Origin of the sequence: Streptomyces sp. WZ-12 (assembly GCF_028898845.1) — a bacterium.
Lineage (GTDB): Bacteria > Actinomycetota > Actinomycetes > Streptomycetales > Streptomycetaceae > Streptomyces.
Genome location: NZ_CP118574.1, coordinates 2,440,804 through 2,460,372, shown reverse-complemented (window position 1 = coordinate 2,460,372; position 19,569 = coordinate 2,440,804). Strand labels below are relative to the sequence as shown.

The window sequence follows — 19,569 nt, the reverse complement described above, 5'->3', positions numbered from 1 at the left end:
CCGCTCCCACGCCGGTCGCCCTCGATGCCCGCCGGAGCGGAAAGGCTGACGATCAGCGTGTTGCATTTCGTTCTGCTCATCGCCTGCGCGGTGGCGATCTACCTCTCCTGCGAGTGGTTCGTCAACGCCGTGGAATGGCTCGGTGAGCGGCTCAACGTGGGCCGGATGGCGGTGGGCACCATCCTGGCGGCCTTCGGCACCGCACTGCCGGAGTCCGTGGTGACCCTGGTGGCGGTGACCACCGGCGCCACCCCGGAGGCCAAGAACATCGGCGTCGGCGCCGCGATGGGCGGCCCCTTGGCGCTGGCCACCGTGGCGTACGGGGTGACCGGCGCGATGCTGCTGCTCCAGCGGCGCAAGCGGCGCGCCCTGGTCGCGGCCGGCGGTCCCGCCGTCGGGGACGCCCCGGAGCCGGCCCGGGAGCTCGGCGCGCCGAAGGACATGCGGCGGCTGGCCAAGGACCAGACGTGGTTCCTGCCGGTCTTCCTGGTCAAGGTCGCGCTCGGCCTGGTCGCCTTCGCCTTCAAGCCGGTGCTGGGCCTGGCGTTCTTCGCGGTGTACGCGGCCTACTTCTGGCGCGAGATCCGCGGCGACCACGAGGAGGACGAGGAGGGCGTCGAACTGGAGCCGCTGAAGTTCCAGCCGCGGGCGGCGTCCCCGGCGACCTGGGCGGTCGTCGCGCAGACCCTGGTCACCCTGGTCGTGATCTTCTTCGCCTCGCAGCTCTTCGTCCACCAACTGGACGCCATCGGTCCGATGCTCGGACTCTCCGCCTCGGTCACCGCGCTGCTGCTCTCCCCGATCGCCACCGAACTCCCCGAGATCATGAACGCGGTGATCTGGGTGCGCCAGGGCAAGACCAAGCTGGCGCTGGCCAACATCTCCGGCGCCATGATGATCCAGGCCACCGTCCCCAGCGGCCTCGGCCTGCTCTTCACCAGTTGGCACTTCGACACCGCCCTGGTGTGGGCCGGCCTGATCACCATGGCGGCGATCGGCTACCTGCTGGTGATGATGCGGACGCACCGCCTCACCGCCGGCCGACTGGCCCTGGCCGCCGGCTTCTACGTCGTCTTCGGACTGGGGCTGATCCCGATCCTCGGATGACGGCCGGTGTGGTGGGCCAGCGCCGCGTGGGGGTCGGGGGAGTCGTCCTCCGGGGTGTGGTCGAGGTGCACGGTGGCCGCCGTCAGGCGCGGTACGGCGTGGATCAGTGCGTGTTCGGCGGCCACCGCGATGCGGTGGCCCTGGGCCACGGTCAGCCGCGGGTCGAGGACGAGGTCCGCCTCGGCCCGCAGCGCGTGGCCGATCCAGCGCATCCGGAGCTGGCCCACCCCGCGGACGCCGGGCACCGCCCGCAGCACGGCCTCGGCGGACGCCACCAGCGCCGGGTCCACCGAGTCCATCAGCCGCCGCAACACCTCCCGGGCGGCGTCCTTGAGGACCAGCAGGATCGCGCCGGTGATCAGCAGGCCGACGACCGGGTCGGCGGCCCGCCAGCCCAGTGCGGCGCCGCCCGCGCCCAGCAGCACGGCCAGCGAGGTGAAGCCGTCGGTGCGGGCGTGCAACCCGTCCGCGACCAGCGCGGCGGAGCCGATCCGGCGGCCGGTGCGGATGCGGTAGCGGGCCACCCACTCGTTGCCGACGAAGCCGGCCAGCGCGGCGGCCGCGACCGCCCACAGGTGTGCCACGTCCCGCGGGTGCAGGAGCCGGTCGACGGCCATGTAGAGGGCGGGCACCGCGGACGCGGCGATGGTCAGCACGATGACCACGCCGGCCAGGTCCTCGGCGCGGCCGTAGCCGTAGGTGTAGCGGCGGTTGGCGGCCCGCCGGCCGAGGAGGAAGGCGACACCGAGGGGGACGGCGGTCAGTGCGTCGGCGGCGTTGTGCAGGGTGTCGCCGAGCAGCGCCACCGAGCCGGACAGCGCGAAGACGGCGGCCTGCACCAGCGTCGTCAGCCCCAGGACGGCGAGCGAGAGCCAGAGCGTGCGCAGCCCCTCGCGGGAGCTCTCCAGCGCGGGGTCGACCTTGTCCCGGGCCTCGTGGCTGTGCGGGGTGACGGCGTGCGCGAGCCGGTGCCGCAGGCGGGCCGCGCGGGAGCGACAGACGGGGTGCGGGTGGTGGTGCGCGGAACCGTCGGGGTGGGAGTGGGGTCCGGGAACCGGCAACTGCGCGTCCATGGGCATCGCCCCTCTTCGGCGTCCGGGGCGCGGCTTGTGCCCTCCGCCCTCGCCCCTCATTATGTGCGTATGAGCGCACGCATGCACCTATCAACTGCGCACGGTGCGCAGGAGCCGGCCGACGGCGCCCGGCTGACCGCCGCCGTGGAGATCCTCGGGCTCCTCGCCGACCGCACCCGGCTGACCCTGCTGCGGCGCCTCGGTGCGGGCGAGGCCGACGTCACCACCCTCACCGAGGTCTGCGGCGCCTCCCGCACCTCCGTCAGCCAACACCTCGCCCGCCTCCGGCTCGCCGGGCTGGTCACCGTCCGCAAGGACGGTCGCCGCGCCGTCTACGCGCTGCGCCACGGGCATCTGCGGCGCCTGGTCGACGAGGCCCTCAGCGCCGCCGACCACCAGGTCCGGCACCTGCCGCCGCACGACTGACCGGCGCCCGGGGCCGCCCGCGCCCGAACGCCGCCCACGGACGCTCCACATGTCGTCCGCCCGCGGAGCTCCTACCGTGGAGGAATGCGCGTCCTGGTGGTCGACGGCGAGCCCCGCACGGCGGCGCTGCTGCGCCGCGGCCTCGCCGAGGAGGGCTACGCCGTCGACCTGGCGGCGACCGGCCCGGAGGCGGTCTGGCGGGCCCGCGAGGTGCCCTACGACCTGATCGTCCTCGACGTGCTGCTGCACGGCTTCGACGGCTTCGAGGTGTGCCGCCGGCTGCGGGCCGGCGGCTGCTGGTCGCCCGTACTGGTGCTGAGCGCCCGCAACGAGGTCCCCGACCGGGTCCGGGGCCTGGACGCCGGCGCCGACGACTACTTGGCGAAGCCGTTCAGCTTCGCCGAGCTGTACGCCAGGCTGCGCGCGCTGTCCCGCCGCGGCGGGCGCGCCCGGCCGGCCCTGATCGCGGTGGGCGACCTGCGGCTGGACCCGGCCAGCCGGCGGGCCTGGCGGGCCGGCACCGAACTCCGGCTCTCGCCCAAGGAGTTCGCCCTGCTGGAACTCTTCCTGCGGCACCCCGGGGAGGTGCTGACCCGGACCCTGATCCTGGAGCAGGTCTGGGACTTCCCCTGCGACGGGGTCTCCAACGTCGTCGACCAGTACGTGGCCTATCTGCGCCGCAAGATCGACCAGGGCGGCCGGGCGTCCCACCTGGAGACCGTCCGCGGTGCCGGATACCGGCTGCTCAACCCCGTCCCCGTGACCAGCGGTTGACCGCGGGCCCGCCATGTGAGGACTCACATCCGCGGCACACGATCGCCTCATGAACCGCTCCGCATACTGGGCCGGGAACGCTCCGGCCCCCGGAGCGCCCGTAGGGCGGCGACGCCCCCGGGTGCCGGCGAGCCGGAACCAGGCAACACAGGTGAGGTGAATTCCATGGGGACCACCAAGAAGGCGTACCACCTGCGGACCGCGGTCATCGGTGCCGCGTGCGCGGCCCTGTTGGCCGGCGGCGCGGGCACCGCCATCGCCGCGCCGAGCGCGGTACCGGACCTGCACACCGCCACCGTCGCCACCGCCAAGACGCACGAGGAGATCGGCGTCAAGGCGAGCGCCAAGTCCATCAAGGCCGGCCAGACCGTCACCCTCAGCGGCCGCACCAAGGGCATCAAGACGGACAGCAAGCTCACCGTCCAACACATGAACAAGGGCAAGTGGACCACGCTGCACGCCAACACCAAGACCAAGCACGGCGGTTACTACAGCGTCAAGGTCAAGCTCAGCAAGAAGGGCCAGGAGAAGCTGCGGGTCGCCCACGGCAAGACCCACTCCTCCACCGTCACCGTGACGGTGCACTGAGTCACCGACGCGGCGGCGCGTCAGGCGCACCGACTCCCGCGTGCGCTGACGTCCGCCCGCACCGTCCGCCCCGGCGCGCCCGTATGCTGCCATCCGGCAGCGCGGGTTCACGGAGAGGGACGGTCGTGCGGATCGGAGAACTGTCGGAACGCACCGGCACCCCCAGGCGGTTGCTGCGCTACTACGAGGAGCAGGGGCTGATCGTCACCGCGCGCACGCCGAACGGCTACCGCGACTACGACGAGCGCTTCGTGGACCGCGTGCTCCAGATCAGGGGGCTGCTCGACGCCGGCCTGCCGACCCGCATCATCAAGCAGATCCTGCCCTGCCTGGACAAGCCCCGGACCATCTACTTCCCCGACGCCACCCCGGAGATGATCGACACCCTGGCGCGGGAACGCGACCGGATGACCGAGCGCATCTCCTGCCTGACCCGCAACCGCGACGCCATCGCCGAGTACCTCGACGCGGTCCTCGCCTACGACGGCGGGGAGGGGACGGGAACGGGCGGCACGGACGCGGCGGCCGGCGACCAGGAGCCGGCCGCCCGTTCCGTGCGTTAGGGCGCTTCCGGCGGGGCCGTGCCCGTCGCGTCCCAGAGGCGTGCGGTGTTGAGGGCGAGCGCATAGGCGCCGTCCGGGCCGCCGATGGTCAGGCGGGGGCCGGGGGAGAAGGCGAGGGCGGCGGCCGGCAGGAGGAGGGGGACGGAGCGCAGGCGGCTGCCGGCGAGGTCCCACAGGTCCAGCGTCGCGTCGTTCCAGGCGACCGCGAGGACCGGGCCGTGTGGGGTGTGCGCGGCGGCCAACGCCGTTACCAGGGCGCGGCGTTGGGCGATGGGCGTCGGCAACGGATCGGCGGAGGTCTCCCAGAGCCGGACCGTGCCGTCCATGCCGGCGCTCATCACCAGGGTGCGGCCCGCGTCGGGAAAGGCCAGGCAGGCCACCGCGGAGACGGGGGCCGGGTGCAGCGCGCGGGAGAGCGGAGCGGCCTGGGCGTCCTTCAACTGCCAGACATGGACGGCGCCTTGGGCGTCGCCGATGACCGTGGTGGCACCGTCCGGGCACTGGCCGAGGGCGGTGGGGGTGGCGTCCGGACTGCCGAGGGCGGCCCGGCCGTGGTGGGTCGCGAGGTGACCGAAGTCCGCGCCGGCGTCGTCGCCGGTGGGGCGCAGCGCCCCGGCGTCGGTGAGCAGGAGCAGGGACCGCTCGTGGTGCGCGGCGATGCCCTGCGGGCGGGCGGTGCTGGCCGGTGGGACGGGTGCGGGGCCGGCGCTCCGGCCGGTGGTCGGGTCGAGCACGGCGAGGTCGCCCAGCGGGTCGGCGGCGAGCAACTGGCCGTCCGGGCCGGGGAGTTGTGCCAGGGCGGTGACGGGGGCGCCGGGCCGGGTCCAGACGCCGGTGAGCGGGTGGGCCTCGGCGAGCGGCAGCAGATAGCGGGCGAGGGTGGGGCTGGCGCCCAGCGCGGCGGTGTGGAGGAGGGCGGCGCGGTCGGCGGCGGCCAGTTCGGTGTCCGACAGCAGGGGGGCCACCAGTCGCCAGGTCTCCCGGAGCCCCGGCGGTGCCGGGACGCGGTCGTCGGCCAGGCAGGCCGCGAGCGACACCGGCGAGCCGTGGAGCAGGAACCCGGGGTCGGTGATCAGGGCGCGGACCGCCGGCCCGGGGTCCTCGGCGAGCAGCGCCTGGTCCAGCGCCCGCTGCCGGACGTCCCCGGGGGCCCGGTCCCACAGGGGGCGGCCGTCGGCGGTGCGGGGGAGTTGCGCGGCGAGGTCGATGCGCGCCGGCCCGTCGACGGGACCGAGCGCCGTAGCGCCGAGGTCGATGGTCTCGACGGGCACGCCCTCGGTCTCGGCGCCGAAGAGTTCGGCGTTCCCGACCTCGATGACGGCGCGGGTCCCCGGGAGCTCCAGCAGCGGCCGCAACAGCTCCCGGACGAGGGTGGCGGGCCGGGCCAACGGGCCGTCGGCGGGGCCGCGTCCGGCGCGGTGGAGGTCGGCCACGAGCAGCAGCAGGGGGCGCTGATCGACCAGCAGCCGGTCCAGCAACCGGGCCGGCGACAGCGGGCCGTAGCCGAGTTGCCGCCCGACGTCCCAGGCCGCGGCGTCCGAGATCAGCCCCTCCGCGAGGACGGCCGCGTGCACGACGGTGCGGGGATGGGCGGGCGAGCCCATGAGGAACCACGCCAGTAACCGGCTCTTGCCGCTGCCCCTGGCCCCCCGCACCAGACAGACCCGGGGGCGTTCCGGCGAGGTGTCGGCCGCCCAGTCCAGCAGCGCCGGCCCGTGGGCCGCGGTGACCTGGTCCAACGGCGGCCAGGCGGCGATATCGGGACCGCCCGGCGCGGGGGCGGCGCTCACCGGTCGGCCGCCGAACCGTTCGAAGCGTCCGGCCCGTCCTCCTGGGCGGAGCTCTCCCGCAGGGCCCGGACGCCGGCGGCCCGCGACTCGGCGGACTCGCCGTAGGGGAAGCTGTGCGTCAACTCAGCGTGCGGGAAGACCTGTCCGAGCCACAGCGAGCAGTAGTGGCCGGGCAGGAAACACGGCTCCAGGTCGGTGTGGATGCGCAGGACCTGCTCCGGCTTGACCCCGGCCGCGTGCAGCCCGTCCCACAACCGCTCCTCGGGGTGCAGGCCGAGGGTGCCGGAGCGGGTGACGATCCGCTTGCCGCTGGTCGGGTCGACGTACTCGAAGGCCGCGTAGTTCTCGACGCTCGCGGTGTCGCGGATGTCGTCCAGCACCAGTGGCCACCAGCTCTCCCGGTCCACGAACGCCCGTGGATTCGCGGTCTTCAGACGTTCCGTCAGCTTCTCGAAGGCCGCGGCGGCGGTCGCCGGCCGGTCGGTGCTCAGGATGACCCGCAGGGCCTCGTGCAGCTCCGCCAGGCCGGCGGCGAACTCCTCAGGGGAGGAGTTGACGAACCGGTCGTCCTCCTCGAAGTCCAGCAGCACCGCCCACACCGAACCCTCCGCGTCCGCGCACAGTTCGAAGCCGTTGTCGGTGCCCAGCCGCGCCCAGTCCGCGCACTCCGCCCGGCTGAGGCGGTGCCCGTTCGCCTCGGCGTAGGCGCCCAGCGGGACCGGATCGTCGCCTCGGGTGGCGAAATAGGGACCGACCTGCCACGGCACCGACACCCCGGCCAGCCGGTGCGCCGGTGCGCCGGCGGGGTCTTCGGGGTCGCTCGGCCCGAAGGTCCGCAGGGATGTGTCCTCAGTCACCGGATCGGGGCTCCTTGGGCGGGAATGCGGTAGCTGCCGGGTGGGTGGTCGGCAATTGCGTCGGTGGCCGTTACTAGCGGTTGTTGGCAGCGGCCGTCAGTAGTGGTCGTATTCGGGGTCCTCGATGCCGGCGAGTACGTCGTGCCAGCGCGATTCCGGAATTTCCAGGGCGGCCGGATCGATGGACCGCATCGCCGCCTCGACACGGGAACGCGCACCCTCGGAGTCGAAGAGGTCGTCGTCGCCTTCCCATTCCATGTCGTATGCGGGGCGCTCGACTTGCAGGATGTAGAGGAAGTGGACGAATTGCCGGAGGGTGCTGTTGAAGAGGTAGATCTCACCGTCCTGCGGAAGGCAGTGGACCTTACCGGTTTCGGGGTCCAGGACGATGCTGTCGTAGGGGATCTCGGCCAGCGGGATCCACCTGTCGGCGCCCGGTGGCACCTCGTCGTACGTATCGGCGAGCTCCCAGTCGAAGTCCTCGCCGACCCGCTCGAACCGTTCGCCGATCTTGGTGTAGAAGCTGAACCACGGGGTGGCCCCCGTCGGAAGCCCCAGCGTGCGCAGTACCTCTCTGGCGTCCGGGTCGGCCACGTCGGCGAGTTGGCGCTCCGGGACGGTGATCAGCTCGGCCGGGGTGAACACGGTCTCAAGCGCTGGGCGACTGAGGTCGTCAGGGCTGGTGGTCATGCGCCGTTCCTGTCGCTGGGTAGGGGCGGGTAGGGAGTCTATCTACTGGCCTTCAGCCCGTCGAGATATTGCTGCATTGCCGCATTACCGGCGGCTCTTGACGCCGTGGTGTTTCCGTACTCGAAGGTGTGACTGACATTGACGTGTGAGAGCCTTTCGGCCATCCAGGCCGAGCAGTTCGCCGCCGGTCCACAGGGCGCCCGTTCCGTATACAGGTCCCGTATTCGGTTCCCTTCTCCCTGCCTTAGGAAGGGTGTTCCGATCATGCGCTCCGAATGGGCGCCGGGATACTCGCTGGTGCCCCGATGGCTGCGTCCGACGAGGATGAAGTCCCCCTTGTCGTTCGCGCCGGTGATGCGCGCCGCGGCGTAGTTGTTGCTGGAGAACTCGCCGCCCCTGTGCGTGCCGTAGCTGTTGTCCGCGTGGCGGGCGAGCTGGGTGGCCTGGGCGAGGTCCGAACTCCCCTGCGCCACCGGGGTCGAGGATGATGTGGGCCGTGGGTCGGTCCTGCCCTCCTGCTTGTTCTTAAGGCGGGCGGCCTGCTCCCCTTTCCGGGGACCCCCGATCGACGAACTCTGTAGCCCCAGCCGTTCCTTGTCCTCGGAGGTCAGCTTCTCCTTCTTGTACCGCTCCTCCGGCGTCTTGGCGCCCGGGTTGTGGCGCAGCCGGCTGATGTTGCCGCGGTCGTCGAGGTGGTATACCGGCGTCTCGGTGCGCGGGCGCTTGGCGATCCGCTCCATCTCCGCCGCGTGCTTGGCGTCGGTCTCCAGATGGTTGTCGGCGACCCGCTTCAGCCGCTTGCCGGTGTCGTGGTAGAGGTCCTGGACGGCCTTGCCGGCGTCCTTGCCGAGGGTCTTGGCCAGTTTGCCAGCGCCGTCCTCCAGCGCCTTGACGATCCTGTTCGTCATGCGGAGCCCCCGCCCGCGCCATGGCCGCGGAGCCGGGGTAACCGGGCTACGCGGCCGGGAAGTTCGCTATTCAAGGTAGTCCCCCGTCAAGTCGTGACGTGCCGACAGCGTGGCGCACCGTCGTTCCGCTGACGACCAGGTGAGGGCAAAGGTTCGATAAGGAATCGGGCGGTGGGGAGGTGGAGTTGGCGGGAGCGGGAGGCCGTCTACTGCCCCGGCAGGGGCGGCTGAGCGGCGCCGGAATAAATGCGTGGCGGCGTCGCGCGGGGCCGGGCTAGGGTCGCTGGCAGCCGTTGAGGAAAGGGAGGTGAGACCTGATGACCGTCGTCGTGGTGTCGGGCATTGCCCGCATGCAGCAGACCCTCACTCTTCCCTCCGTGGCCTCCGGCTGACCGACTCTCTTTCGCGTACGCGCCCGTGTGCCGTGCGCCGCGCCGGGGCCCGTATTTCCCGAAAGGGCCATCCCGTTGTTCGACTTCGCTTTCTCCGCTGCGCATCCGCTGACCGGCTACGGCTGGGACGACGGCTTCGCGGAGAGTTTCCTCCCCTTCGCCGGGCAGGGGTTCGTGCCCGGCCGGATCGTCCGCGTGGACCGCGGGCGGGTGGACGCCGTCGTGCCCGAAGGGGACGGCGTCCGGACGGTGTTGGCGGACGCCGCGCTGGTGGCGACCGGCGACCCGATGCGGGTGCCGTGCACCGGCGACTGGGCCGCGATCGACCTGGCGAACGGCCGGAGCGGCGACCATCTCGACGGCGTCGTACGGGCGTTGCTGCCCCGGCGGACGGCGTTCGTCCGCTCCGCCTCGTCGAAGCGCTCCGAGGGCCAGGTGCTGGCCACCAACGTCGACCGCATCGTCATCTGCGTGTCGCTCGCGGAGCAGTTGGACCTCGGGCGCATCGAGCGGTTCCTCGCGTTGGCGCTGTCCAGTGCGGCGGACGGGTCCGCGTCGCCCGGTGCGGGCGGGGCGCGCCCGTTGGTCGCCCTCACCAAGGCGGACCTGGTGGGCGATCCGGCCGTGCTCGACCACCTGGTGGCCGACGTCGCGGCGGCCGCGCCCGGGGCGCCGGTGCTGGCGGTCAGCGCGGCAACCGGGGACGGCCTCGACGCGCTGTCCACGCTGCTCGCCGGCGCCACCTCCGTCCTGGTGGGGCGGTCCGGAGCCGGCAAGTCCACGCTGGCCAACGCGCTGTTGGGGGCGGACGTCCAGGACGTCCAGGCGGTCCGCGACCAGGACGGCAAGGGGCGGCACACCACCACCACCCGGGACCTGCTGGTGCTGCCCGCCGGTGGCGCCCTCATCGATACGCCGGGACTGCGCGGCGTCGGCATGTGGGACGCGGAGGCCGGGCTGGCCCGGGCGTTCGCGGACGTCGAGGAACTGGCCGGGCGCTGCCGGTTCCACGACTGCGCCCACGAGGCGGAGCCGGGCTGCGCGGTCCAAGAGGCCGTGGCGAGCGGCGAGTTGGCGCCGCGCCGGTTGGAGAGCCATCGCAAGCTGCGGCGCGAGAACCAGTGGATCGTGGCCAAGACCGACGTCCGGCAGCGCGCCCAACTCCGGCGCGAGTGGAAGCAGAAGCAGGCGCTGGGGCGGCACATGACGGAGCGGAAGCGGGGGCAGGGGGTGGAGGGCCGGGAGCGCCGGCGGGGTCGATAGCGCCGTCGGTCGGCCGGGCGCGGTACGGGGCCGGGGCGGTGGTCGCGGGGGTTTCAGCCCGCGACCACCGCCCCTACCCAGGCGCCCACCACCAGCAGGCAGGCGAACAGTTCGACCAGCACGCTCAGGCCGACGGCGCGCAGCACCGTGCGGGTGGAGGCCCAGGCGTCGCCGTGGCTGCCGAGGCGGACCCGTTCCAGGACGTAGAGGCCGCCGAACGCCCCCAGCGGACAGCCGATCACCGGGAGCAGGAAGAAGCCCGCGATGCCGGTCACGCCGGCGAGGACCAGGGTGCGGTACGGGGCGCCCGCCGCGCGCAGATTGCGGGCCGGCAGCAGCCACTTCAGCACCTGGTTGAGGAGCAGCACGCCGGTTCCGGCCATCAACACCGTCCACGCCCACGAGGACCGCTCCACCGTCGTCCACCACAGCAGCCCCGCCCACACCACCAGCGGTCCCGGGATGCCCGGGATCAGCACGCCGAACACCCCGAGCAGCATGACGAGCCCGACGACGATCAGTTGCCCGACGTTCATGCCGCGGCCCCGGAGGCGCCGGTGTCCGGCCGGGTCCGGAGCGGCGCGTGCCCGGCGACGGCTCGAAGGCTGCGCTCTCTCAGGGCCCGCATGGCCCAAGACTGCCGGACGCGGACCGGGCGCGCTTCCTGGAATGCCCTCTTCGCGCCCTGTTTCGGGAGCGCGCGCAACGGGACAATGCGACCCATGAACCAGCACGGGGCGGGCCGCGGCAGAGAGGACGACTGGTGGTGGCGCGAGCTGTACGGGGAAGAGGCCGAGGACGCCGAGCGGTCCGGTGGGTCCCGGCCGGACGGTGCCTCGGACACCCTCGACGACCGGATCGAGTCGGCACTGCGGACGGTGGGGCGGGACGCGGGGGCCGGGGGAGCGCAGCGGCCCGATCGGGCGTCGGCCTCTGACGCGACCGTTGCTGACCCTAGCCCCCCAGCGGGGGCTGCCTTCGCCGGGACCGGATCGGAGGGTTCCGGCTCCGGGGAGTTGGCTCCCGGGGCGTTCGAGCCCCGGCCGTGGGAGCCGAGCGGTTGGGAGCCGCGCCCCTGGGAACTGCCGGCCCGATCGCAGCCGTTCCCCACGCCCCCCGCGTCCCCGACTCCGTCCCCATCCCCAGCATCACCACCCTCCTCGTCTCCCGTAGGGGCGTCCGTAGCGCAATCCGGGCCGCCCGACGGCCGTACGGGCGGGGAGCCCACCACCCGGGAGCGCGCGGCCCGTTCCCTTCCCGACGCCTGCGGATTTCCCGAGGCCGATCCGGACGCGCTGGACCAACTGGTGCCGGACACCGTTCTGGAGGGCGCCGCATTCGGTTCCGCGGCGGTCCGTGCCGTCGCCCGGCGCGGGGCCGTCGCCCGTCGGCGCGGTGCCGCCCGCGGGGCCGCGCTCCTGACCGCCCGGTTCGGGACGGGACGGGACGCGCTGTTGCTGATCGCCGTGGCCACCGCGGCGCCCGCCGCCCCGCGCGCGGCCCGCGACGCCTGCGCCTGGCTGGGCGGCGCCATCGGCCGCAGCGCCGCCCAACTGGCGCGGGACCTCCGCACCGGCCGGACCGACGCGCTCCGGGCGGGCTTACAGCGCCTCACCCACCGCGCGCACGGCAAACTCCGCACCGGGCCGACGGGGACACCCGAGTCGACCGGGGCGCCTGAGCCCACCGGGACACCCGAGCCGCCCAGGACAGTCGGGCCGCCCGGCACCCCCAGTACTGCCGGCCCGCCCCCCGCCGCGCTGCGCTGCCTCCTGCTGTCCGCGGATCCCGGCTGTCGCACCCGGGTGTTCTTCGGCGTCGGTGCGGGCGGGCTGTTCCGGCTGCGGGACGGCGGGTGGGCGGACCTGGAGCCCGGCGACGGGACGCCGTTCCGCTTCCGCGCCGAGCCGGGGCGCCCGGGCGACGTCCTGTTGCTGTGCGGCCCCGATCTGGCGGGGCGGCTCGGCCTCGACCCGGATGCCGCCGCCCGGCTGGCCGCCGCCTGGTCCGCGCCCGCCCCGCCCGACCCCGCCGACTTCCTCACCGCCGTCCGGCCGCGGGCCGCGGAGGACGTCGGGGACCGCACGGCGGTGGGGGTGTGGGAGGCGTGAGGTGACGGGCGCCGGTCGCGCGCCCGATCGCACGCCGCCGGAGGCGGAGCGCGTGGTCCCGTGGGTACATGGGAAGTCCAGCCAGCAGCCAGCCGTGCCCGTCGGCCCGTGCACCGCCCCAAGGAGGCTCGTTCCGTGGCCAAGCAGACCGTAGCCGAACAGTTCATCGACATCCTGGTGCGGGCCGGTGTGCGACGGCTCTACGGGGTCGTCGGGGACAGCCTGAACCCGGTGGTGGACGCCATCCGCCGCAATTCCGGCATCGACTGGATCCAGGTCCGGCACGAGGAGACCGCGGCCTTCGCCGCCGGGGCGGAGGCGCAGCTCACCGGGAAGTTGGCGGCCTGCGCGGGGTCCTGCGGGCCCGGGAACCTGCACCTGATCAACGGCCTGTACGACGCGCACCGCTCGATGGCCCCGGTGCTGGCGCTGGCCTCGCACATCCCGTCCAGCGAGATCGGCACCAGCTTCTTCCAGGAGACCCACCCGGACCGGCTGTTCGCCGAGTGCAGCCATTACAGCGAGCTGATCTCCAGCACCAAGCAGATGCCGCGGGTGGTGCAGACCGCGATCCAGCACGCCGTGGGGCAGAGCGGCGTGGCGGTGGTCTCGCTGCCCGGCGACCTCGCCGCCGACCCGGCGCCCGAACGGGCCTTCCAGCACGCCCTGGTGACCACCCGGCCCTCGGTCCGCCCCGGGGACGCCGAGATCGACGAGCTGGCCCGGATGGTCGACGAGGCGGACCGGGTCACGCTGTTCTGCGGCAGCGGCACCGCGGGCGCGCACGCCGAGGTGATGGAGTTCGCGGAGCGGGTGAAGTCGCCGGTGGGCCACGCGCTGCGCGGCAAGGAGTGGATCCAGTACGACAACCCCTACGACGTGGGGATGAGCGGGCTGTTGGGGTACGGCGCGGCCTACGAGGCCACCCACGAGTGCGATCTGCTGATCCTGCTCGGTACCGACTTCCCGTACACCGCCTTCCTCCCCGACGACGTCCGGATCGTCCAGGTGGACGTGCGGCCCGAACACCTGGGCCGGCGCTGCAAGTTGGACCTCGCCGTCTGGGGTGACGTACGGGAGACGCTGCGCTGTCTGACCCCGCGGGTGCGGGCCAAGACCGACCGCAGGTTCCTGGACCGGATGCTGAAGAAGCACGCGGACGCGCTGGAGGGCGTGGTCAGGGCGTACACCCGCAAGGTGGAGAAGCACGTGCCGATCCACCCGGAGTACGTCGCCTCGGTGCTCGACGAGGAGGCCGCCGCCGACGCGGTCTTCACCGTTGACACCGGGATGTGCAACGTCTGGGCGGCCCGCTACCTCACGCCCAACGGGCGCCGGCGGGTGATCGGTTCGTTCAGTCACGGCTCGATGGCCAACGCGCTGCCGCAGGCGATCGGCGCCCAGTTCCTCGACCGCGGCCGGCAGGTCGTCTCGATGTCCGGGGACGGCGGCTTCACGATGCTGATGGGCGACTTCCTGACCCTGGTCCAGTACGACCTGCCGGTGAAGGTGGTGCTGTTCAACAACTCCTCCTTGGGAATGGTGGAGTTGGAGATGCTGGTGTCGGGGCTGCCCTCGTACGGCACCACCAACAAGAACCCGGACTTCGCCGCGCTCGCCGGTGCGGCCGGGGCGTACGGCGTGCGGGTGGAGAAGCCCAAGCAACTGCGCGGGGCGCTGCGGGACGCGTTCCGGCACAAGGGGCCGGCGCTGGTCGACGTGGTCACCGACCCCAACGCGCTGTCCATCCCGCCGAAGATCAGCGCCGAGATGGTGTCGGGCTTCGCGCTCTCGGCCGGGAAGATCGTGCTGGACGGCGGGGTGGGGCGGATGCTCCAGATGGCCCGGTCCAACCTGCGCAACATTCCGCGCGGATGAGGCCCGCCGGGCGTACCGGCGGGCCGGGCGCGCCTCACTCGGGGGCCGCTGCCGGGTGCTGCGGCCGGAGCCGGAGGGTCAGGATCTGGAACGGGCGCAGGGTGAGCGCCAGGTCCGAGGTCGGTCCCTCCTCCTCGTCCCGGAGGGGGCGTTCGAGCAGGTCGGTGACGGTGGCGTGGGCGACGGGGAAGCCGGGCGCGAGGGTTCCCCTCGCGCGACTGCCGTGGGATTCGTAGAGGCGGACGACGACATCGCCGCTGCGGTCGTCGGCGAGCTTCACCGACTCGACGGTCAGGGCCGGGTGGTCGACGCGCACCAGCGGAGTGAGGCGTCCGGTGCCGGGGGCGGTGCGCAGCGGGAGGTTGAGGGCCAGGCCGCCGGCGAGGGCGTCGCCGGTGCCGGCGCCGGGGAGCAGCGCGTAGCGGAGGCGGTGGGTGCCCTGGTCGGTCTCGGGGTCGGGGCTGTGCGGGGCGCGCAGCAGGGTGAGCCGCACGGTCGTGCCGACGCCGTCCTCGTGGGGGGTGCGGGTGACGTCGTGGCCGTAGGTGGAGTCGTTGAGGACGGCGATGCCGTAGCCCGGTTCGGCGACCCGGAGCCAGCGGTGCGCGCAGATCTCGTAACGGGCCGCGTCCCAGCTCGTGTTGGCGTGGGTGGGGCGGTGCACGTGGCCGAACTGGATCTCGGCGGTGGAGCGTTCGGCATGCACGTCCAACGGGAACGCGGCCTTGAGGACCTTCTCCGACTCGTGCCAGTCGATGTCGGTGGTGATCTCCAGGCGGCGGGAGCCGGCGTGCAGGGTGAGGTCCTGGGTGAGGCGGGAGGCGCCGAAGGTGCGGGTGACCCGCACGGTGGCGGTCAGCGGACCGGAGGCGACCAGTTCGACGGCGTCGGCGGCGGTGAGGTCGGTGTGCCGGTTGCGGTAGTGCCGGTCGAGGTCCCAGGCGTCGTACTGGTTGGGGTGGTCGGGGTGCAGTTGGAGGAGGTTGCCGCGGGCGCCGGGGGCCAGCGCCTCCCGGCCGGCGGCCAGGTCGCGGACGGAGGTCAGCAGGCCGTCGGGGTCGACGCGCACCCGTAGCCGGCCGTTGTCGAGGGTGAGGTGGTCGCCGTCGGCGGTGGCCCGCACGGGGGCGGGGGCGGGGGCGTCGGCGCCGGGGGCGGGGAGCGGGGCGGCGCCGAGCGCGGGGACGCGGACGGTGACCGGCGGCCGGCCGGCGCCGTCGGGCGGGGTGATGACCTCGTCGCGGTCGTAGGGCGAGGCGTTGTAGACGGCCGTCCTGGGCGGTTGGCCGTCCCCCGCCTCGTCCGCCAGGGCCGCGAGGGCCCCCTCGATCAGGGCGGTCAGCTCGGCCTCGGTCGCGGCGTACGTGGCGCGGGCCTCGCGGTGCACCCAGGCGATCGACGAGCCGGGCAGGATGTCGTGGAACTGGTGCAGCAGCACGGTCTTCCAGAGGCGGTCCAGCGCCTCGTACGGATAGCGGTAGCCGCGCGCGCCGGCCCCGGCGGTGCGGACGGCGGCGGTCGCGGCCCACAACTCGGCCTCCCGCAGCAGGTGTTCGCAGCGCCGGTTGCCCTGCTTGGTCTTGGCCTGCGAGGTGTAGGTGCCGCGGTGGAACTGGAGGTAGAGCTCGCCGGACCAGACCGGGGCGGTGGCCCCGTACTCCTCGTGCGCGGCCTCGAAGAAGCGGGCCGGCGGCTCGACGGTGACCCGCGGGGAGCCCTCCAGGGAGCGCAGCCGGCGGGCCCGCTCCAGCATCTCCCGGGTGGGTCCGCCGCCGCCGTCGCCCCAGCCGAACGGCACCAGGGAGCGGGTGGCCCGGCCCTTCTCCGCGAAGTTCCGTTCCGCGTGGGCGAGTTCGCGGCCGTGGAGCTGGGAGTTGTAGGTGTCGACGGGCGGGAAGTGGGTGAAGACCCGGGTCCCGTCGATGCCCTCCCACCAGAAGGTGTGGTGCGGCATCCGGTCGGTGTCGTTCCAGGACAGCTTCTGGGTGAGGAACCACTTCGCGCCGGCCAACCGGGCCAACTGCGGGAAGGCGGCGGTGTAGCCGAAGGAGTCCGGCAGCCAGACCTCCTCGGTCTCCACGCCCAGCTCGTCCAGGAAGAACCGCTTGCCGTGCACCAGTTGCCGGGCCAGTGCCTCGCCACCGGGCATGTTGGCGTCGGACTCCACCCACATCGAGCCGACCGGCGTCCAATTCCCCTGCCGTACCGCGGTCTTGATGCGCGCCCAGATGTGCGGCTGGTTGTCCCGCACCCAGGCGTACTGTTGGGCCTGCGAGCAGGCGAACACCAACTCGGGGTACTCGGTGGCCAGTTGGGTGACGTTGGCGAAGGTGCGGGCGGCCTTGCGGACGGTCTCGCGCAGCGGCCAGAGCCAGGCGGAGTCGATGTGGGCGTGCCCGGTGGCGGAGACCCGGTGCGCGCTGGCGGCGGCCGGGTCGCCGAGCACGTCCGCCAGTTCGGCGCGGGCCGCGGCCGCCGTGCCGCCGACGTCGTACGGGTCCAGGGCGTCCAGCATCCGTTCCAGGGCCCGCAGGATGCCGTGCCGACGGGGGCGGTCGACGGGCAGCTCCGCCATCAGCTCGGACAGCACCTCGATGTCGAGGAGCAACTGCCAGACGGTCTCGTCCAGCACCGCCAGGTCGGCGGAGGCGAAGCGGTACAGCGGCCGGCGCGGGGCGGTGCGGACGTCACCGAGGTCGGTGGGGCAAAAGCCGTGCAGCACCGCAGGGTTGGCGGCCGCCTCCAGCAGCAGGCGGACCTCCTCGCCGCCGCGGGCCGGGGATGCGACGGGGACGTGCCGGTTGCGCGGGTGGATGCCCTTGAGGGGCACGCCGGCGGCGTCATGGACCAGCCCCTCCGCCTGGAAGCCCGGGCCGTCTCCGGTGAACCCCGGGTCGAGGACGGCCTCCACCCGGCGCCCGGCCCACTCCGGGGGAACCTCGCCGGCCAGCCGGAACCAACTCGTCGACCACGGCGGCCCCCAGGCGTCCCCGAGGGCGAACGGTTCGTAGCCGGCGGCCAACGCCTCGGCGACGGGCACGGGTTCGCCTGGCACATGCCACACCGTGAGCCGCAGCGGTCGGCGGGCCGCGTACTGGGCGGGGCGGATGTGCTGTTCGAGCGCCCGCGCCAGGCGCCCCTCCACCAGTAGTCGATCGTCGTGCACGGCGGCTCCTCAACGCTCGTACGGGCGGGCCCGGCACCGGCCCGCGGACCGGCGCGCTCCGGGCGGTCGCGGAACGTATACCCACCTCGGCCCGCCCGGGCCCGTTCCGCCGGGCCGCCGCAGACCGGCACCGCCCGGCCCCGGTGGGCGCGCCGGCGGGCCGGCGGCAAGCGGAAGCATGGGGCCGGGCCCGGTGGGAATGCTGACCGTGAGGCTGTTCGAGGCAGAACGCTGGGTTCGTTGGGGGCGGGGGGAGCATGCGTCAGCCTGTGCGGTGCGAGGAGCGCGACAGACGGCAGCAAGGGGAGGGGGGGAGCGGGGGCGGGACGGTCGCGGTGCGGCCGCCGCGAGTGTGGGAACGCAAGGTGCGACAGGCCGATCTGAAGGCCGTCGGCGAGGTCCGCGGGGAACTGCGGGAGTTACTCGGCCGCTGGGCGCCGCCGGATGGCCGCGCACCGGCGGACCCCGAGGTGGCGGTGCTGCTGACCAGCGAGTTGATCACCAATGCCCTGCTGCACACCGAGGGCGGGGCGGTGGTGACGGCGCGGGTCACCGACCGGCTGCGGGTGGAGGTGCGGGACTTCGCCACCCGGATACCTGAGCCGCGCGCCACGTCGGTCACCGGGACGTCGGGGCGGGGGCTGACGCTGGTCCGGGCGCTGGCGGACGACTGGGGCGTCCGGTCCGAGGGCGTCGGCAAGTGCGTGTGGTTCGAGCTGGGAGGCGGACCGGCCTGACGCGCAGCCGGGGGTGTGGGGTCGGCGCGGTCCGCCACCGATCAGCCGAACTGCCGCTCGATCTCGGCGAGTTTCTCCTCCAGGGTGTCCAGCCGGGGGCTGGTCTGGGGGTCGTCCTCGGCGGTGAGGTCGATGGCGCCGCGGCGCCCGGGCGCGGGGCCGTCGGAGTCGGCGCCGGTCACGGCCTTGAGGGCCGGCCGGGGCCGCTTGGTCGACTCGCCCTGGGGCAGCGGCGCCGGCTCGACCGGCCCGGAGGTGTTCGGGCCGGGCTCCGCGGTGGGCGCCGGTGCGGCCACCGCGACGGCGACCTGGCGGGTGCCGCGCCTGCCCCAGGAGCGGTGCTGTCGGTTGAGGGCCTTGATGCGGGCCCGGTCCAACTTGCCCTGCTCCCGCCGGCGGAGCCGGCTCCGGGCCTTCTCCCGCTTGTCCTCGCGGACCTCCTCGACCGCCTCGTCCAGCGTCCGCACGCCCTCCAGCAGCATCAACGACCAGGCGGCGAAGGTCTCGCGGGGCGCCCGCAGCCAGCGCACGATCCGGATCTGCGGCAGCGGACGGGGCACCAGGCCCTGCTCGCGCAGCGCCGCTCGGCGGGTCTGCTTCAGCGCCCGGTCGAAGAGGACCGCGGCCGACAGCGACATGCCGGCGAAGAACTGCGGAGCCCCGGCATGGGCCATGCCGCGCGGGGCGTGCACCCAGTTGAACCACGCGGCGGCGCCGGCGAACGTCCACACCAGCATCCGGGAGCCGAGCGCCGCGTCGCCGTGGCTGGCCTCGCGCACCGCCAGCACGGAGCAGAACATCGCCGCGCCGTCGAGCCCGAACGGCACCAGGTACTCCCAGCCCCCGGACAGGCCGAGGTTCTGGACGCCGAAGCCGACCAGCCCGTGGAAGGAGAGCGCCGCGGCGACCGCGGCACAGCAGAACAGCAACACATAGGAGGCCGAGGCGAAGACGGTCTCCTTGCGGCGGCGGCGCTCCTCGCTGCGTTCCCAGGAGTCGTCGGTGCCGGCCTGGCGGTCCGCGCGTTTGCCGCGCAGCACGAGGACGGCGGCGACCAGGACCCCGGCGAGCAGCAGAAGCGCCGGAACCAGCCAATTAAGCGATATATCGGTCGTTCTCATTCCGGAACCCCTTGCTCAGATTGCCGCGCTGTCGCGAATCGGCGAGCGCGCGCGCCATCCTGACGGAACCGGCTCCGGACGTACCGGCTTTCCGCGCAAGAGCACGCCAAGGGGTGCCGGGGCAC

The 19,569-nt window shown here is 73.6% G+C and carries 17 protein-coding genes; 9 read left to right on the top strand and 8 right to left on the bottom strand.

The window, feature by feature from the left end:
* The first annotated feature begins 57 nt into the window (after positions 1-57).
* Positions 58-1,107 carry a sodium:calcium antiporter gene (locus PV796_RS10290; protein WP_274912642.1) on the top strand — a complete coding sequence of 350 codons (1,050 nt, stop codon included), beginning with the start codon at positions 58-60 and terminating at the stop codon, positions 1,105-1,107.
* Here the strand turns inward: PV796_RS10290 and PV796_RS10285 are convergent.
* Positions 1,065-2,186 carry a cation diffusion facilitator family transporter gene (locus PV796_RS10285; protein ID WP_274912641.1) on the bottom strand — a complete coding sequence of 374 codons (1,122 nt, stop codon included), beginning with the start codon at positions 2,184-2,186 and terminating at the stop codon, positions 1,065-1,067. The two genes, PV796_RS10290 and PV796_RS10285, sit on opposite strands and share 43 nt — an antisense overlap.
* 63 nt (positions 2,187-2,249) lie before the next feature.
* Between PV796_RS10285 and PV796_RS10280 the strand changes: the two genes are divergently transcribed.
* The 4 genes from PV796_RS10280 to PV796_RS10265 all read left to right on the top strand — a co-directional run bounded on the left by PV796_RS10280 (position 2,250) and on the right by PV796_RS10265 (position 4,531).
* Positions 2,250-2,606 (top strand): ArsR/SmtB family transcription factor, encoded by a 357-nt coding sequence (locus PV796_RS10280; RefSeq protein ID WP_274912640.1) that lies wholly within the window; start codon positions 2,250-2,252, stop codon positions 2,604-2,606.
* 84 nt (positions 2,607-2,690) lie between these two features.
* Positions 2,691-3,380: a response regulator transcription factor gene (locus tag PV796_RS10275; protein ID WP_274912639.1), complete on the top strand. Its 690-nt coding sequence runs from the start codon at positions 2,691-2,693 to the stop codon at positions 3,378-3,380.
* 165 nt (positions 3,381-3,545) lie between these two features.
* Positions 3,546-3,968, top strand: a complete 423-nt coding sequence (locus PV796_RS10270; protein WP_274912638.1) for a hypothetical protein — start codon at positions 3,546-3,548, stop codon at positions 3,966-3,968.
* Between the two features lie 125 nt (positions 3,969-4,093).
* A complete protein-coding gene (locus PV796_RS10265; protein WP_274912637.1) occupies positions 4,094-4,531 on the top strand; it encodes a MerR family transcriptional regulator in 438 nt (145 codons plus the stop codon).
* Here the strand turns inward: PV796_RS10265 and PV796_RS10260 are convergent.
* The 4 genes from PV796_RS10260 to PV796_RS10245 all read right to left on the bottom strand — a co-directional run bounded on the left by PV796_RS10260 (position 4,528) and on the right by PV796_RS10245 (position 8,776).
* On the bottom strand, positions 4,528-6,321 hold the full coding sequence (locus PV796_RS10260; protein ID WP_274912636.1) for a hypothetical protein: 1,794 nt from the start codon (positions 6,319-6,321) through the stop codon (positions 4,528-4,530). The genes PV796_RS10265 and PV796_RS10260 overlap by 4 nt on opposite strands.
* Positions 6,318-7,178, bottom strand: a complete 861-nt coding sequence (locus PV796_RS10255) for a nucleic acid/nucleotide deaminase domain-containing protein (RefSeq protein WP_274912635.1) — start codon at positions 7,176-7,178, stop codon at positions 6,318-6,320. Before PV796_RS10255 ends, PV796_RS10260 begins: the two co-directional genes overlap by 4 nt.
* 96 nt (positions 7,179-7,274) lie before the next feature.
* A complete protein-coding gene (locus PV796_RS10250) occupies positions 7,275-7,868 on the bottom strand; it encodes an SUKH-4 family immunity protein (protein ID WP_274912634.1) in 594 nt (197 codons plus the stop codon).
* Positions 7,869-7,906: 38 nt separating this feature from the next.
* Complete coding sequence (locus PV796_RS10245) at positions 7,907-8,776, bottom strand: nucleic acid/nucleotide deaminase domain-containing protein (protein ID WP_274912633.1); 870 nt, start codon at positions 8,774-8,776, stop codon at positions 7,907-7,909.
* Positions 8,777-9,243: 467 nt separating this feature from the next.
* On the opposite strand from PV796_RS10245, the gene rsgA reads away from it, so the two are divergent.
* Complete coding sequence (gene rsgA, locus PV796_RS10240; protein ID WP_274912632.1) at positions 9,244-10,431, top strand: ribosome small subunit-dependent GTPase A; 1,188 nt, start codon at positions 9,244-9,246, stop codon at positions 10,429-10,431.
* 53 nt (positions 10,432-10,484) lie between these two features.
* Here rsgA and PV796_RS10235 read toward each other — a convergent pair whose 3' ends face one another.
* Complete coding sequence (locus tag PV796_RS10235) at positions 10,485-10,967, bottom strand: DUF456 domain-containing protein (protein ID WP_274912631.1); 483 nt, start codon at positions 10,965-10,967, stop codon at positions 10,485-10,487.
* Between the two features lie 186 nt (positions 10,968-11,153).
* Here PV796_RS10235 and PV796_RS10230 point away from each other — a divergent pair, with 186 nt between their 5' ends.
* Positions 11,154-12,542 (top strand): protein phosphatase 2C domain-containing protein, encoded by a 1,389-nt coding sequence (locus tag PV796_RS10230; protein WP_274912630.1) that lies wholly within the window; start codon positions 11,154-11,156, stop codon positions 12,540-12,542.
* 135 nt (positions 12,543-12,677) lie between these two features.
* A complete protein-coding gene (locus PV796_RS10225) occupies positions 12,678-14,420 on the top strand; it encodes a pyruvate dehydrogenase (protein ID WP_274912629.1) in 1,743 nt (580 codons plus the stop codon).
* Positions 14,421-14,454: 34 nt separating this feature from the next.
* Here the strand turns inward: PV796_RS10225 and PV796_RS10220 are convergent, their stop codons facing one another.
* The gene (locus PV796_RS10220; RefSeq protein ID WP_274912628.1) at positions 14,455-17,586 is read right to left on the bottom strand and encodes an alpha-mannosidase; all 3,132 of its coding nucleotides are present in this window, start codon (positions 17,584-17,586) and stop codon (positions 14,455-14,457) included.
* A 365-nt stretch (positions 17,587-17,951) separates the two neighbouring features.
* Between PV796_RS10220 and PV796_RS10215 the strand changes: the two genes are divergently transcribed.
* Positions 17,952-18,323 carry an ATP-binding protein gene (locus PV796_RS10215; protein WP_342456898.1) on the top strand — a complete coding sequence of 124 codons (372 nt, stop codon included), beginning with the start codon at positions 17,952-17,954 and terminating at the stop codon, positions 18,321-18,323.
* A 41-nt stretch (positions 18,324-18,364) separates the two neighbouring features.
* On the opposite strand, the gene PV796_RS10210 is transcribed toward PV796_RS10215, so the two are convergent.
* Positions 18,365-19,444 carry a DUF2637 domain-containing protein gene (locus PV796_RS10210; RefSeq protein ID WP_274912627.1) on the bottom strand — a complete coding sequence of 360 codons (1,080 nt, stop codon included), beginning with the start codon at positions 19,442-19,444 and terminating at the stop codon, positions 18,365-18,367.
* Between the last annotated feature and the right edge of the window lie 125 nt (positions 19,445-19,569).